Below are 15,238 nucleotides of genomic sequence, written 5' to 3' on the forward strand. Positions count from 1 at the left end.
TGGCTAGCGCACCCCGGTCGCGCGGATGATCTCCTGGCTCACGAAACCGCCCCGGTCGTCGGCGGCGGAGGCCCGCAGCGAGACGTACGCGGTGCCGCGCGGCACGTTCAGCGTGCCCTTCCACGACGCCGTGCCGCCCGACAGCGGGACCGCCTTCCAGGTCCGGCCGTCGTCGTACGACACCTCCAGCTCGGCGCCGCCGACGGTCCCGGTGTCCGGTGCGCCCTTCACGTACTCCGCGTGCAGGCCGACCGGCACCCGGCCGTCGCGCACGTCTCCCGCGAGGTCGGTGTCGATGTCGTAGCCGAGGTTGAGGAGCGGCAGGAAGGTCCAGCGGTCGTCGGGGGTGGCCGCCGACCGTACGGTCCACTCGGAGTGGCCCTTGGTGGACAGTTTCCAGCGGTCGGGGTCGAGGGTGGTGTCCGTGACGACCTTGTAGGTGTGCTCGTCGGCGGGCGCGTTCCAGACGTAGGCGCCGGAACTCTTCCTGCGGTCGACCAGTGTGCCGTCCTGGTACACCTCGGTGAACTGGGTCATCCCGCTGTCGTCGCTCCACACGTCGCCGAAGCCGGTGTGGTCGGGCCCGGAGTCGCCCCAGCCGGGTGTGTTGAACTGGATCACGTTGCCCGAGCGCTGCTGCCCCCAGCCGAGCCCGGTGCCCAGGTACGGGTGCCAGACCGGCTTGAACCAGTCGAGCCGGGTTCGAGTGCCGCCCCGGTAGGCGATGACTCCGCTGCGCTCCTCCAGCGCGCCCGCGCCGGCGTTCACCGACTCGTGCCAGAGCTGCCCGGTGCCCGTGGAGACGTAGTCGGTCCGTTCGGCGGGGTGGTCGATGCGCTCCTGGAAGCCGATGCCGATGGGGAATGTGCCGGTGATCGAGTAGCGGTACTCGCTGCCCGGCACGGGCTTCGCGGCATGGAACCGGGTGTCCAGCGTGGCGAGTTCCCCGGCGCCGGGCTCGTAGGTGAGGTCTCCGCGCGGGACGCCGCCCGGGTGGCCCTGCGCGAGGTCGTACACGTACGGCGTGTTGCGCGTCCCGGTCATGGCGACCTGTCCGGCCGCGCGCAGCCGTGCCGCGTCCGCGGCGTCGACCGTGGCGATCTGCAGCGGCCGGTCCGTGTTCTCGTCCGTGCCGAACCAGGCGTTGAGGCGTCCCGCGGTGTCGTCGGTGACGAACAGGGCCGCGGCTCCCGCGTCCTGCGCGGCCTGGGCGAGGGCGGCGGGCTCGACGCCGTCGGCGAGGCGGGCGAGCACGGCCTTGCCGCGCACACCGGTGAACGGCCCGGTCCCCACGTCGGCCAGCGGCAGCCTGCTGCGTCCCTCGATCAGCGTGCCGCCCGGCTGGACGACCGCCTCGCGGACGCCGTCGACCTCCAGCAGCGGCTTGCCCAGCCGCCACACCGTGCGGTACTCGAAGCCGCCTTCGGTGACCTTCCCGGTCGGCGCGGCGAACACGCTGTCGTACTTGACGGGCACCTGGACCGCGCCGAACAGGTCGGAGCCGCCGCCGCTGCGGTCGTACTCCATCAGCAGCTGCCGGGTCTCGGTGCGCCGGTCGACCTTCGCCCTGATCTCCTCCAACCGCCTCGCGTCCAGGGTGACGTCCCGGTTCCGGTCGAGCCGCACCTGGGGGGCGGCGAGGAAGCCGAGGCCGAGGGAGTCCGTGCCGCGGCCGCCGCGCACGTCGAGGAAGGACGTCAGGCTGTACGTGCCGGGCTTCAGGCGCAGTTCCAGGGTGCCGGAGTCGCCGACCGTCACGGGATAGGGGTCGACGCCCTGCGCCAGCTGCTGCACCGCGAGGTCGGCCGCCGTCGGCGCCCCGTCGCGGTCCTTGACGTGGACGGTGAGCGTGTACCGCTCCTCCTCCTTGACCAGCCCGAACACGGTGTGGGCGACGGGGGTGCCGGCGACCGAGGCGACGATCTGCCCGGAGGTGTTGCCCACGGGCGCCTTGCCGGCGTCGCCGGTCACCGTCGTGGACGCGGTGCCCTGCGCGGGCACGGTGAGCGTCCGGTCGGCGAGGGAGGCCACCCCGTCGGGACCGCCCTGCACGGCGAGCGCCAACTCGACCGGCTGCTGCGAGGAGTTGGCGTAGGTCAGGGTCTTCGTGACGGGCTTGTCGTCCTCGTAGGGCCAGCTGTGGAAGCCGAGGTCGGCGCTGCCGGTGGCGGTGACCTCCGCGTCGACGGCGTCCGGCACGCTGACCCGGCCCGCGCCCAGCACGTAGGCGGACGCGTCCAGTTGCTCCGACGTCGACATCAGCGCGTCCTTGAGCCGGGCGCCGGACCAGTCCGGGTGCTTCTCTGCGAGCAGTGCGGCCACGCCCGCGACGTGCGGTGTCGCCATCGACGTACCGCTCATCGAGGTGTAGGGGCCGCTGCCCTCGACGAGCCCGGAGCGGGCCGCGAGGATGTCGACGCCGGGTGCGGAGAGGTCGGGCTTGAGCGCGTTGTCGCGGTGGCGCGGTCCCGCGCTGGTGAAGTAGGCGGCCTCGTCGGCGGAGTCCACCGCGCCGACGGTGAGCGCGGAGTCGGCGGCGCCGGGGGATCCGATGGAGGAGGGCGCGCCGGTGTTCCCCGCGGCGATCACGAACAGCGCCCCGGTCTCCGCGGAGAGGGTGTCGACCGCTTCGGCCATGGGGTCGGTGCCGTCGCTGGCCTCGGTCGAGCCGAGGCTCATGGAGATCACCTTCGCGTGCACGTCGCGCGCGGCCCACTCCATGCCCGCGATGATCTGCGACTCGCTGCCCGAGCCCTGGTCGCTGAGGACCTTGCCGACGGCGAGAGTGGCGCCGGGTGCGACCCCCTGCTCCTTGCCGTCGGAGGCGGCTCCGGTGCCGCCCACGGTCGAGGTGACATGGGTGCCGTGCCCGTTGCGGTCGGCGACCTCCTGTCCATCGATGAAGCTCTTGCTCCGGGAGACGCGCCCGGCGAGATCGGGATGGTCGGCGTCGACCCCGGTGTCGAGGACGGCGACGGTGACCCCCTTGCCGGTGAGTCCCGCCTCCCAGGCCTTCGGGGTGCCGATCTGGGCGTTGCTCTCGGCCATGTCGGCCTTCACGCGCCCGTCGAGCCAGACCTTGCCGATGCCCGCCTGGCGGGTCACGGCCCGCCAGAAGGTGCGGCCCTTGTCCGCGTCGAGGGCAGCGCCGCGGATGCTGGGCAGCTCCCGTGTCCGCTCCGCGCCGGACGGGGTGGCCGTGCGCGCCTTGCGGTCGTAGGTCACGATGAGCGGCAGCTCGTGCGTCTGCCGGTCGGTCAGCCCCTGACGTATCAGCTCGCTCACGTCGAACAGGCGCCGGTCCACGGTGCCCGCCCGCAGGTAGGGCAGCGCCTCGTCCGGTACGACGGTGACGGCACCGTTCGCCACCTGGGTGCGCACCGCGCCGGTCGCGCCCCGCGGGCGCTCGACGGACACGGTCTTCCTCCCGCCGCCCAGGTCGGTGACGGTCACCTTGTCGCCGGTGACGAGGGTGACGGTGCGGGCGGCGGACGCCGCCCCGGCCGGCTCGGGGGTGGCGGTCCCGGTGCCGAGCGCGCCCGCCCGCCCCATGGGCAGCAGGGCGAGCACGAGCGCGGCCGACAACAGCGCCGCCCCGCGTCTCGCTGGTCCTCTGGTCGTCATCTCTGCCCTCTCTCCTCGGCTCTGCTCCGGCTGGGTCCGTGCTCCGCTTCCGCTGTGCCCGGCTCCGCTCCCGCTCTGCCCCCGTGCGGGGCGGGCGCTGCGAAGAGTGTCAGGGGGCTTGTGTTGCAGGGGAGTTGACGCGACCTGGCGGGAAGGTGCCCTGGCGGCTTCCCGCCAGGACAGGCGGGTACGAGCCGCAGAAACCGGGACAGCGCCGAGCACCGTCCGTAACAATGGGGACGGCCGAGGGTCACGACGGACGGGGGAGCCGACGCCATGGACGGACTGGTGGAGTTCAAGACGGACGAGGGTGCGCTGGTCGTCGTCGAGGGCGTCGACGACGAGACCGGATCGCGGCTGGTCGCGCGGGACGACGGGACCGTACAGGCGGCCCGCACCTTCGAGGGCTCGCTGGAGGGCGTACGGGCCGCCGCCCGCTCCGCGCTCCGGGTGTTCCGCGACGGTCTGAACCCCGATGCCGTGGAGATCGAGTTCGGCGTCAAACTCACCGCGGAAGCGGGCGCGTTGATCGCCAGGAGCGCCGTCGAGGGCCATCTCGTCGTCAAGCTCTCCTGGTCGCCGGGACAGTCCGGGGGCACCGGCTCCGCGGAGACCGCCGCACAGTCATGAGCAGCGCCGCGTGGCACGCCAGGATCAGCTGCGGGCGGGAGACGGGTGCCGGGTTCCTCGTCACCGAGCGGCACGTGCTGACCTGTGCGCACGTGGTGGCGCGCAGCGGCACCGAGGAGGTGCGCGTCCGCTTCGGACCGGGCGTGCCCGACGGGCGCGACGGCGACGGGCTGCCCGCGAAGGTCGTCGCGCACGGCGGCTGGGACGGCCGCGACACGGACCCCGGTGACGTCGCCGTCCTCGAACTCGACCGCGCCGTGACCGTCGAGCCCGCGCGGTTCGCACCCCCCGCCGACGCGTACGGGGACCCGCCGCGCAGGCTCCTCGCGTACGGCTTCCCCAAGCGGTACGAGGAGGGGACGCTCGCCGAGTACCGGGCCACGGCCGATCAGCTGATCGCGGGCGAGTGGGTCCAGCTGGAGGCGTGGGCGGCTCACGGCCAGCCCCTGGTACCGGGGTTCAGCGGCGCCGCGGTCACCCTCGCGGACACCGGCCGGGTGGTGGGCATGGTCTCCGCCGCCGCGCGGGACCCCCAGATCCGCAACGGGCGGATGCTGCCCGCGCACGTCATGGCCCGCTACTGGCCGCGGCTCGGCGAGCTGATCCCGACGCCGGAGTACGGGCGGGCGGAGAAGGAGCGGCTGCGGGAGCTGGTGCAGGGGCGCGGCCCGGAGTTCGAGGGCCGCTCCGAGTGCAGCCCCGAGCGGCTCTACAGCGACGCGGTGGGACCGTTCGGGCCGCCGCTGCCGGCCCGGCGGTTCGGCTCGCTGTGGGACGCGGCCTGGTACCTGCTCTCCGAGGTGCCCGACACCGGCGCCGTCGCCCGGTTCGCCGCGCGGCTCGCCGACTTCGTGGAGGACGCGCCGGCCCGCGGCGCGCTGCGGTCCTGGCCGTCCCGGCCGCACGACCGTCACCCGCGGCCCCCGCTGCCCGGTCCCCCGGCGGCACACCGCCCGGCGGCGGAGGGGCAGCCCTGGTCTCCGATCCTCGTCGAGATCGCGCCGAGCGGCTCGGGCGACCACCACTTCCTGGTCGAGGTGTCCGCGTACACCGGCCGGCACCGCCGGGTCGTCGGCTCGCGCGCGCTGCCCGCCGACCGGGTCCGCGGCTACGCCCTCCAGCGCATCGACGAGGCCTACCACGAACTGGAGCCGGAGGCCCGGGAGCTGATCGCGTTCGTCCTGCCCCGCCGCTGGCTCAACACGGACGTGGCGCACTGGCAGCGCAGCGCCGACGACGACAGCCCGCTCGGCTCCTTCGCCCCGCTCGTCGTGATGGACCTGGAGCGGCGGCGCAGCGGCGGACTCCAGCACAAACTGCTGCAGAAGTGGCAGCGCCTCGACGTGCAGCCCGCGGCACGGCTGCACCGCATCGGCTGCGGGGCCCTCGGCCAGGACCCGGTGCGGCTGACGATCGGGCTGCGGCGCGGCGCGGACATGGTGGGGTTCGCGGCCCCGCCCCGCGCGGGCGGCACCCGACGGCTGTTCCAGGCGAGCCTGAACGCGGCGGTGCCGGTGATGTTCTGGCCCCGTACCGGGTGCCGCGGGGACCATCGCGGGGCGGCGCACGAGGACTGCACGGGTGCGGCGTTCCTGGACCGGCTCGCGGAACACCTCGCGGACCTTCCGCCCTCCGAACTTCCCTCCCACATCCACGAGTTGCGCGAGGCCGCGTACGCCTCCGACGCGTCCGAACCGCACTGGGCGTACGACCTGGCGCTGCTCTGGGAGGACCCCAGATGCCTGCCCGACCCCGTCGGCTATCTGCACTCGCCCGTCGGCTGAGCACCCGTCCGCCGTCCGGCCGGCCCGCTAACGAGGAGAGACCATGTCCCTGTGGCCCGTCTACACGGGTGGGAGCGAGCCCCACGACGGCATCGCGAAGCTGCCGGCGCCGCCGCCGTGGCGCGACTTCGACGGCGGCCCCGAGCTGGACACGCCCGCCGTGGACGACGACACCTCGGCGGCCTCCCCGGACCGCAGGCACCGCGCCCGCACGTACCGCGCCACGGACCGTGCCGTCCAGCTCGTCAACGCGGCCCTGTACCTGCGCCGGCCGCTGCTGGTGACCGGCCCGCCGGGCAGCGGGAAGTCGAGCCTCGCGTACGCGGTGGCGCGCGAGCTGCGGCTCGGGCCCGTGCTGCGCTGGAACATCACCAGCCGCACCATCCTGCGCGACGGGCTCTACCAGTACGACCCGCTGTCCCGCCTGTACGCCGCGGGCCGCGCCGCCGCGCACGAACCGTCCGCGGACGACGGGCTCCAGGACCATCTGCGCCTCGGCCCCCTCGGCACCGCCCTGCTGCCCTACCGCCGCCCCCGGGCGCTGCTCATCGACGAGATCGACAAGAGCGACCTCGACCTCCCGAACGACCTGCTGAACATCCTGGAGGAGGGCGAGTACGAGATCCCCGAGCTGGTCCGCGCGGCCCGGCACACTCCCGCCGCCGAGGTGATGATCGCCGGAACGGACGACCGCGTCGCGGTCCTGCGGGGCCGCGTCCGCTGCCGGGCCTTCCCCTTCGTGGTGCTGACCAGCAACGGCGAACGCGAATTCCCGCCCGCCTTCCTGCGCCGCTGCGTCCGCCTCGAACTCCACCAGCCGCGCGACGCCCACCTGGAAGCCATCGTCCGTGCCCACCTCGGCGAGCCCGACGCCTACGCCCGGGAGCTGATCACCCGCTTCCTCTCCCGCGGCACCGGCGGTGAACTCGCCACGGACCAGCTCCTGAACGCCATCTACCTGACGGGTGCCGCGGGCATCGACGCCACGTCACGGGACGACCTGGCGGAGCAGCTGATGCCGTACCTGAGCCGCACCCAGGACGACGATGAGTTCTGACCCCGCCGACGCGACCGGCACACCCGGCACTTCGGACGGCGCGGCCGCCGAGGGGTCCGCGGCGGGACCCGCCGCGCTCGCCCGGCTGCTCGGGGAGGTCACCGGCGGGGAGCCGCCGGGCTCCGTGGAACTGGCCGAACTGCTGTGGCTCGCGGGGCATGCAGAAGGGCACTCGGCACCCGTGCGCGCGCCCCGGCCGCCGTCCGCCGGACGTGAGACCTCCCGCGACCCGGCCACGCCGGGAACTCCCCCTCCGGCCGGGCCGCCACCGTCCGCGCCCCCGGCGGGCCCAGGGCCCGAACCGCCCGCAGGGCCGGGACACTCCGAGGACCGTGTCCCCCTCCGACTGCCCGTCAGCGGCGACACGGCCGGAAGCGGCGGACCCGGCGACGACGACGGCCCGCACACCAGGCTCCTCGCCCCCGCGCCCCCGATGCTGCCCCACCCGCTCGCGCTCCAGCGCACCCTGCGGCCCCTCAAGCGCCGGGTGCCCGCGCCCGTCGGCCACGAACTCGACGAGGAGGAGACCGCGCACCGCATCGCCCGGCTCGGCGCCGCACCGCCCTGGTGGATGCCCGTGCTGCGCCCGGCGACGGAACGCTGGCTGACCCTGCACCTGGTGCACGACACCGGGCCCACCATGCCCGTCTGGCGCCCGCTCGTCCGCGAACTGCACACCGCGCTGGCCCAGTCGGGCGTCTTCCGGACGGTGGAGCTGCACCGGCTCACCGCCGGCGGAACAGTACGGCGGCCGGGCTCGCAGGAGGCGTACGCCGACGGGCGCACGGTCACCCTGCTGGTCAGCGACTGCATGGGCCCTCAGTGGCGGGGCGGGCCGCCGGGCGCCCGCTGGTACCGCACGCTGCGCCGCTGGGCGGCCCGGATGCCGGTGGCCGTGCTCCAGCCGCTGCCCGAACGCCTGTGGCGCACCACCGCCCTCCCGGCGACGACCACCCGGATCTCCGCCCCATGGCCCGCAGCCCCCAACTCGGCCTACTCCGTGGACTCCTGCACCGTCGCGGACCCGCACGGCTCCGGGCCGCTGCCGCTGCCCGTCCTGGAACCCTCGGCGCCCTGGCTGGCGAACTGGTCGGCCCTGGTCGCCGGTTCGGGTCAGCTTCCCGGTTCGGTGGCGCTGCTGGACACCGCTCCCCCGCCGGCCCCGCTGGACGAGCAGGGCCGCGGCGACGTCGAGCAGCTCTCCCCGGAGGAACTGGTCCTGCGCTTCCGGTCCATCGCCTCGCCCGAGGCCTTCCGCCTCGCCGGACATCTCGCCGTCGGGCGGGCCGAACTGCCCGTCATGCGGCTGGTCCAGGCAGCGATCGAGCCCAGCCCGCAGCCGCAGCACCTGGCGGAGGTCATCCTCAGCGGAGTGCTCAGCAGCACACCGGGCCCGCCCGGTTCGTACACCTTCCGCCCCGGTGTCCGCGAGCTCCTGCTGGGCACGCTGCCGCGCACCGCACACACCCGTACGGCCGAACTCCTGTCGCGGGTGGGCGCGTTGATCGACGTGCGGGCCGGGGTGGCCGCCGGGGAGTTCCCCGTGCTCGCTCCCGGGCGCGGGCACGAGCGGGGCGGCGGCGAGCCGATCGCGACGGTGCGGGAGGAGAGTCTCAGGAGGCTGGGCGGTGCGACGCCGCCGCGCTCCGGAGGTCTGGTGCTCGGCCGGTACCGGCTGGTGCGGCGGCTCGGGACGAGCGGCGGACACGCGCTGTGGCAGGCGATGGACACCGCGGCGGACCACACCGTGACCGTGCACCAGTACCCCGCCCCGCCTGCACGGCACCAGTTGTTCCTGGAGCGCGCACGGGCCCTCGCCGCGGTCGGGCACGCCCATGTGATCGCCGTGCGCGACTACGGGATCGACGACGGACTGCCCTGTCTCGTCACGGAGTTCGTCGAGGGGCTCACCGTCGCCGAGCTGACTGCGGAGGGCGGCTTCGGGCTGCCCTTCTCGCTCCTCGCGCCCCTGGCGCAGCAGGTGGCGGACGGTCTGCGGGCCGCGCACGAGAAGGGCGTCGCCCACGGCCGGCTCACCCCGAACGCGCTGCTCGTCGCTCCGGACGGCACGGTGAAGATCACCCACTTCGCGCTGGACGCGGAGCAGCCTCCCGAGCAGTCGCAGGACCTGAGCCGGTTCGGTCATCTGCTGCGGCGGCTGGCCGGAGGCGGTTCGACGCCCGAACTGGGCGCCATCCCGGGCGAGTTCAGGGCGTTCTTCGACGACGCCCTCACCCCGCTCACCTCCTCGGACCTGGCGGCCCAGCGACGCGGCAGGGACCTCTTCCTCACCCCCTCCTTCGCACAGGTCCTCCAGGCCGGGGAGGCCGCCCGGTTCCGGTACCGCCTGCTGGGCCCCGTGCGGGTCAGCCAGGGCAGCCGCCCCCTGGCCGCCGGTGCGCCCCGGGAACAGGCGCTGCTGTGCATGCTGCTCCTGCGCCGCGCGCGGACGGTGACGCACGAGGAACTGATCCAGGGCCTGTGGGGGCGCCGGCGCCCGCAGCGCGCGGCACGGCTGCTGTCCACCTACGCGGCCGGTCTGCGCAGGACCCTGGGCCCCGGCGTGCTGGCCACCACCGCGGACGGCTACGCCCTCCTCGCGGACCCCGGGGGTGTCGACCTGAACCGCTGCGAGGAGCTGATCGCCCGCTCGAAGGCCCTTCGGGACGAGCAGGACCCGGCGGGAGCGCGCGCCGCCGTCCGTGAGGCGCTCGCCCTGTGGCAGGGCCAGCCCGTCGACGGCGTGCCCGGACCCGCCGCCGAGACGACCCGCGGCAGGCTGCGCGCCCTGCGCCTCACGCTCTGCGCCACCCGCGCCGAACTCGACCTGGAGCTCGGCCGCTTCGAGCGCGCGGTGGCCGACCTCACCGAACTGCTCCGCTCCCACCCCCGGCGGGAGGACTTCCGGCGGCTGCACATCCTCGCCCTCAAGGGCCAGGGCCGGATCGCCGAGGCCATCGAGTCGTACGAGGCGTTCGAGGAGGCCGGCGAGCAGTACGGCGAGCCGAGCGCGACGATGCTGGAGCTGTACCGCGAGCTGCGCGGCGCCCCGGAACGGGCCCGGCCCACCATCGTCGTCGAGTACCTCGATCCCGGCGAAGAGGCCGGGCAGCCCCGCGGCCACAGCGCCGTCGGCCGCACCCTGGCCTGGCTGCTCTCGCTGAGCGACATGGCCCCCCGCGACTACGAGCTGCTGTCCCGCGACAACGGCTACCTCGTGATCACCGAGCCCGAGGCGTCCGTACTGACCGCGCTGCATGCCGTCATGCGTGAACTGCCGGGCGCCCTGCTGGAGATGGAGGATCCGCCGCGCCTGTCGGTCACCTTCTGGCACACCGCGCAGTTCACGCCCTCGGACCGTGCCGCGACCCTGACCGCCGACGTCGGCTCCGGCCACGACGTCGTCGTCGTCCTGTCCCCTCCGCTGCACGAGGAGCTGAGGGGCGGCGGCACGGCCGTCACCGACGCCTCCTTCCTCCCCCTGCGCTGGGAGGGATCGGGCCCGCCCGTGGCCTGGTACTGCCCGCTGGACCTGCCGGAGCGGGCGCCGGAGACCGTGCCCGAGCGACGCGACCTGGTGCGCGGCCCGTTCACCACGCGCAATCTGGAGGAGGTCGTCACCGCGGAGTCCTCCCTCACGGCCATCGTGCACAACGGCCGGCCGGACGGGGCACTGGCCCTCCTGGACCCGGCCCAGCTCCACCGGCCGCCGGGCCGGCGCGCCCTGTGGCCACTCGTCACGTACTACGAGGTCGACCTCACTGTGCATCAGGCCGCCCACGAGCTGTCCGTGCCCAGCTCGGGCGGCGGCGCCTTCGCCGCGTCGCTCTGGCTGTCCTGGCACGTGGGCGACCCGGTCGCGTTCGTGCGCGGCAGGACGACCGACGTGTCCGCTCGTCTGCTCGCCCACTTCCTCAAGGAGGCCGGGCGGATCACGCGGCGCCACCCCCTGCGCCGGGCCGGCGCGGCACAGCACGCGGTGCACAGCGCGCTCCGCAGATGGCCGGTACCGGGGTTGTCGGTGACGTGGTCCGTAAGGCTGGCCCCCGAAGGCGAACCGGCGGCCCCGCCCTCCGGGCCGCGCCCCTCGCCCACGCCGGCCCGGGCGACGCCCGCACCGGCCGCGGAGACACCGACGACTGCCGGGACGTCGTCCGCCGTCGACGCCGCCGAAGCACTGCTGCTCGGATTCGACGGCCCCCTCGTCCGGCTCTACTCCACGGAGACGGCAAAGCAGGTCACCCGCGAACTCGTCGCGCGTTTCGTCGAACTCCGCCATCCGGACGAGGCTCTGGGCGGACAGCGGCTCCTGTCGGGCGAGACGCCTCTGAACACGGCGGCCAATCCGCTGGATCTGCTGCGCGCACTGGCGCGGCACCGGCTGAGCGACGACCTGCGCCGGGAACTCGACCTGATCGAAGAACGGGCCGTCCGTCGGGCGCGGCCCACTCGGCACGCCGACGCCCTTGTCCACGCACTCGGTGCCCTCGGTCCGCGGGCGGCCGTGGTCTCGGATCTCTCCCCGAGCGCCCTGAGCGCGTACCTGGCGCAACGGGGCCTCACCGACTCGGTGGCAGGCGGGTCCCACGGCCGCGCGGACGACCTCGCCCTCCTCATGCCGGCCCCCGATTGCCTGCGGCGCGCCCTGGACCGGCTCGGTACGGCTCCGTCGGACGCACTGCTCGTCACCTCCTCCGTCGCCGAGGTCGGCGCGGCTGTGGCCATCGGCCTGCCGGTGCTCGGCTACGCCCCCGACGCACGGCTCAGGTCGCAGCTCGCACGGGCCGGCTGCGAGCAGGCGGTGACCTCGCTGGAGCCGGTCCTCGACGCCGTCCGCGCCGACTGAAACCGTCCCCCGAGTCACCCGTCCGGCGGCACCCCGCCCGGCCCCCCACAGAAGGCGTCGCCCCGGCGGGCCGCGCACGATGCGAAAGAGGACCGCCGCCCGGCGGGGCCCACGCTCTGCGCTCTCGGAGGACCTGCCATGACCGCCAGTCTGGAGCAGCTGCGCCGTTGCCACTTCGCCGTCGACCTGGGCGCCGCGCGGACCCGGGTGTACGTGAAGGGCGCGGGCCTGGTCGTCGACCAGCCGAGTGTCGCCGCGATCAACACGAAGACGGGCGCGCTGATCGCGGTGGGCGAGTTCGCCGAGAGGATGACGGGCCGTACGCCCGACTACATCCGTGTGGTGCGGCCGGTGTCCGGCGGCACGGTCGTCGACATCGAGATGGCCCAGCGGATGCTGCGCCAGCTGCTCGGCGACAAGGTCCGCCGCACGCTGCGCCGCAAGCCGCGCCTGCGAGCCGCCGCGTGCACCCCGCACGACGCGGACCCGCTGGCGCAGCGCGCCGCCGTGGAGACGCTGGTCGGGCTGGGCGCAAGGCGGGTCGAGCTCGTCGACACGCTGATCGCCGCGGCCGTGGGCTGCGAACTGCCCGTGGAACAGCCCGAGGCCACCATGGTCATGGTGTGCGGAGCCGCCGCGACGCAGCTCGCGGTGCTGTCGCTGGGCTCGATCGTCACCGCCGAGCGGGTCCCGGTGGGCGGAGAGGCCGTCGACCACGCGATCGTGCAGCACCTGCGCCACCAGCACGAGCTGATGCTGCCGAGCCAGGCCGTACGCCCTCTTCAGCTGGCCCTGTCGGGCAACGGGCTCACCGCGCAGGGCCCGACGTCCACGGAGATCCACGGCCGGGACGTGGCGACCGGCCTCGCCCGCTCCGTGCAGGTCGACACCGCCGCCGTGCGCAACGCCATCCAGACGCCGCTGACCGCCGTGCTGGACGGCATCGGCAAGGTGCTGCGCGTGTGCCCGCCGGACCTGGTCGCCGACCTCGCCGACCGCGGCATCATGATGGTCGGCGGAAGTGCGCTGCTCCCCGGGCTGGACCAGATGCTGCGGGAGGCGACGGGGATGCCCGTCCACATCGCGGAGCGGCCGGACATCTGTGCCGTGCAGGGGCTGGGCTACATGCTGGAGGGCATGATCCAGCCCATGGTCCTGGACCCGCTGGCGGGTTGACGGCCGACCGCCGAGGGCGCCGCATGACCGACCCGGTCCCCCGCCTCCCGTCCCTGCTGGAGGCCGTCCTCAGCGTCGGCACCGACCTCGATCTGCGCGCGACGCTCCAGCGCATCGTGGACGGCGCGGCGGAGCTGACGGGTGCGCGCTACGCGGCGCTGGGCATGACCGATCCGGGCCACGACGGGCTCGTCGAGATCCGTGCGGCGCGTCCGTACGCGCCCGGCACCGAGAAGGGCCCCGCGGTACCGACCGGTGACCGCCTGGAGGTTCCGCTGTGCATCGGCGACGAGGTGTTCGGGGACCTCTGGCTGGCCGGGAAGCCGGACGGGCCGTTCACCGAGGAGGACGAGCAACTGCTGCGGATCCTCGCCACCCAGGCCGGCATCGCGATCGCCAACGCCCGCCTGTACGAGACGGCACGGCAGCGCGAGCGCTGGATCGAGGGTGCCGCCGCCGTGACGACCGCGCTGCTGACCGCCGACGAGGCGTCGGACGCGCTGGCGATCGTCGCCGAACGGGCCCGGGTTCTCGCCGGCGCCACGGCGGGCGTCATCCTCCAGCCCAACCGGGCGGGCGGCATGGAGATCGTGACCGCGTCCATGCTCGGCGATCCCGGGAACATCGTGGGCGCCACCATCGCGCCCGGCAGCCCCGTGCTGGATCAGCTCCTGAGCGGTGAGCCGGTGTTCATCGACGACTCGGCGACGGACCCGCGGATGACGACGCACGTACGCACCAGATTCGGGCCGAGCATGATGCTGCCCCTGCAGGCGGAAGGCCGCCTGATCGGCACGCTGGCCCTGCCGCGCACGCGCGGCGGCCGGCCGTACACCCCGGTGGAGCGGCTGCTCGCCACGCAGTTCGCCTCGCAGGCCGCACTGGCCGTGGTCCTCGCGGACGCCCGGCACCGCCGTGAGCGGCTCGCGGTGTACGAGGACCGCGACCGCATCGCCCGGGATCTGCACGATCTGGTCGTGCAGCGGCTGTTCGCGACCGGAATGATGCTGGAGTCCACGCGGCGCAGGAGCGTCGCGGCGGGCGGCGAGGACGTGTCCGAGATGCTCGGCCGGGCGGTCGACGAGTTGCAGGCGACCGTCCAGGAGGTCCGGACCGCGATCTTCGCCTTGCAGCAGCCGCCCGCCGACGCCCCCACCACGTTCCGCGGAAAGGTGCTGCGCGAGGCCGCCGGCGCGGCGGCGGTGGTCGGCTTCCAGCCGTCCGCGCGGTTCACCGGTCCCGTCGAGAGCCGGCTCACGGAGCCGGTGGCCGGGCAGCTCCTGGCCGCGCTGCGCCGGGCGCTGGCCGCGGCCACACGCCGCGCCGGGGTGTCGTGGATCGAGGTGACGGTCGACGTGACGGCGACGCTGCCCGACGGCCGCCCCGGGGTCCGGCTGACCGTGCGCGACGACGGCGCCGCGGACGGCGTCCCCCCGGGAGCGGACCGCGGCGCCCGCACGGGTACGGACCACGGCATCCCCACCGGTGCGGACCGCGCGAGCGGGGAGGGCCGGGGCGGCGGCGAGGAGGGCGGGGGCGAGGCCGCGACCGGCGGACGCGGGGCGGGCGGGGACGGCGCGGGCACCACCGTCACCTGGCAGTCACCACTGTGACGTCGTGGCACCCGGCGAACTGACGTCCCCGAATGCCCCGGACGGCCCAGCGGCCCGCTACGGCTTGTCGCCACGCACAGGTCCCGACCGGCCAAGGCATTTTTCGGCCGCTTCCGACGAAGTGCTCGCCTCTTGTCGTTCCTATCGGGTAGAGTCCGCCGATCTCAGGTAGGGTCCGCGGTGGACGCAGTATTCCCCTATCCAAGAGTGGAAAATCCTCAAATGAACGTTTCGGTGATGCCGACGACGCGCCGCCCCGTCGCCGCCCGGCCCGTGCGCAAGCAGCACACTCCCCTGTCGGCCATCGACCCGCTCGGAACAGCCGCCGTGAGGTCGGCCGGACGAGTGACGGACATCCCTGGGCGGCGCCCCACGAAGCCGATCACTTTCGACTCGGCGCTCTAGCCACACAGACTTCGGACGGGCGCATCCGATGGCGCGGAAGCCGCACGGTGCGCCCGTCCGCGTGCGCCGGAGGCGTCAACCGGCTTGAAAGATCTGGGAGTTC

The 15,238-nt window shown here is 74.4% G+C and carries 8 protein-coding genes; 7 read left to right on the forward strand and 1 reads right to left on the reverse strand.

All coding sequences use genetic code 11. The annotated features are described in order from the left end of the window. Positions 1 to 3 precede the first annotated feature (3 nt). The gene (locus H305_RS0114170; protein ID WP_028800981.1) at positions 4 to 3,624 is read right to left on the reverse strand and encodes a S8 family serine peptidase; all 3,621 of its coding nucleotides are present in this window, start codon (positions 3,622 to 3,624) and stop codon (positions 4 to 6) included. 276 nt (positions 3,625 to 3,900) lie between these two features. Between H305_RS0114170 and H305_RS45765 the strand changes: the two genes are divergently transcribed. The 7 genes from H305_RS45765 to H305_RS0114210 all read left to right on the forward strand — a co-directional run bounded on the left by H305_RS45765 (position 3,901) and on the right by H305_RS0114210 (position 15,135). Further along, positions 3,901 to 4,254, forward strand: coding sequence for a CU044_2847 family protein (locus H305_RS45765; RefSeq protein WP_037763790.1), 354 nt, complete (start codon positions 3,901 to 3,903; stop codon positions 4,252 to 4,254). Continuing rightward, positions 4,251 to 6,038, forward strand: coding sequence for a trypsin-like peptidase domain-containing protein (locus tag H305_RS0114180; RefSeq protein ID WP_028800982.1), 1,788 nt, complete (start codon positions 4,251 to 4,253; stop codon positions 6,036 to 6,038). The genes H305_RS45765 and H305_RS0114180 overlap by 4 nt, the downstream gene beginning before the upstream one ends. A gap of 43 nt (positions 6,039 to 6,081) precedes the next feature. After that, a complete protein-coding gene (locus tag H305_RS0114185) occupies positions 6,082 to 7,095 on the forward strand; it encodes an AAA family ATPase (RefSeq protein ID WP_028800983.1) in 1,014 nt (337 codons plus the stop codon). Further along, positions 7,085 to 11,941, forward strand: a complete 4,857-nt coding sequence (locus tag H305_RS49365; RefSeq protein ID WP_051370568.1) for an SAV_2336 N-terminal domain-related protein — start codon at positions 7,085 to 7,087, stop codon at positions 11,939 to 11,941. Before H305_RS0114185 ends, H305_RS49365 begins: the two co-directional genes overlap by 11 nt. Positions 11,942 to 12,079: 138 nt before the next feature. Then, on the forward strand, positions 12,080 to 13,117 hold the full coding sequence (locus tag H305_RS0114200) for a rod shape-determining protein (protein ID WP_028800984.1): 1,038 nt from the start codon (positions 12,080 to 12,082) through the stop codon (positions 13,115 to 13,117). A 23-nt stretch (positions 13,118 to 13,140) separates the two neighbouring features. After that, positions 13,141 to 14,730 carry a GAF domain-containing protein gene (locus H305_RS45780; protein ID WP_078629036.1) on the forward strand — a complete coding sequence of 530 codons (1,590 nt, stop codon included), beginning with the start codon at positions 13,141 to 13,143 and terminating at the stop codon, positions 14,728 to 14,730. Between the two features lie 222 nt (positions 14,731 to 14,952). Further along, positions 14,953 to 15,135 carry a hypothetical protein gene (locus tag H305_RS0114210; RefSeq protein WP_028800985.1) on the forward strand — a complete coding sequence of 61 codons (183 nt, stop codon included), beginning with the start codon at positions 14,953 to 14,955 and terminating at the stop codon, positions 15,133 to 15,135. The last annotated feature ends 103 nt before the right edge of the window (positions 15,136 to 15,238 follow it).

This window comes from Streptomyces sp. 142MFCol3.1, assembly GCF_000424945.1.
GTDB classification, from domain to species: domain Bacteria; phylum Actinomycetota; class Actinomycetes; order Streptomycetales; family Streptomycetaceae; genus Streptomyces; species Streptomyces siamensis.

Coding starts and splice junctions, on each gene's coding strand:
- H305_RS0114200 (WP_028800984.1), top strand. CDS start 12,080: ATGACCGCCAGTCTGGAGCAGCTGCGCCGTTGCCACTTCGCCGTCGAC.
- H305_RS45765 (WP_037763790.1), top strand. CDS start 3,901: ATGGACGGACTGGTGGAGTTCAAGACGGACGAGGGTGCGCTGGTCGTC.
- H305_RS0114185 (WP_028800983.1), top strand. CDS start 6,082: ATGTCCCTGTGGCCCGTCTACACGGGTGGGAGCGAGCCCCACGACGGC.
- H305_RS49365 (WP_051370568.1), top strand. CDS start 7,085: ATGAGTTCTGACCCCGCCGACGCGACCGGCACACCCGGCACTTCGGAC.
- H305_RS0114210 (WP_028800985.1), top strand. CDS start 14,953: ATGAACGTTTCGGTGATGCCGACGACGCGCCGCCCCGTCGCCGCCCGG.
- H305_RS45780 (WP_078629036.1), top strand. CDS start 13,141: ATGACCGACCCGGTCCCCCGCCTCCCGTCCCTGCTGGAGGCCGTCCTC.
- H305_RS0114170 (WP_028800981.1), bottom strand. CDS start 3,624: ATGACGACCAGAGGACCAGCGAGACGCGGGGCGGCGCTGTTGTCGGCC.
- H305_RS0114180 (WP_028800982.1), top strand. CDS start 4,251: ATGAGCAGCGCCGCGTGGCACGCCAGGATCAGCTGCGGGCGGGAGACG.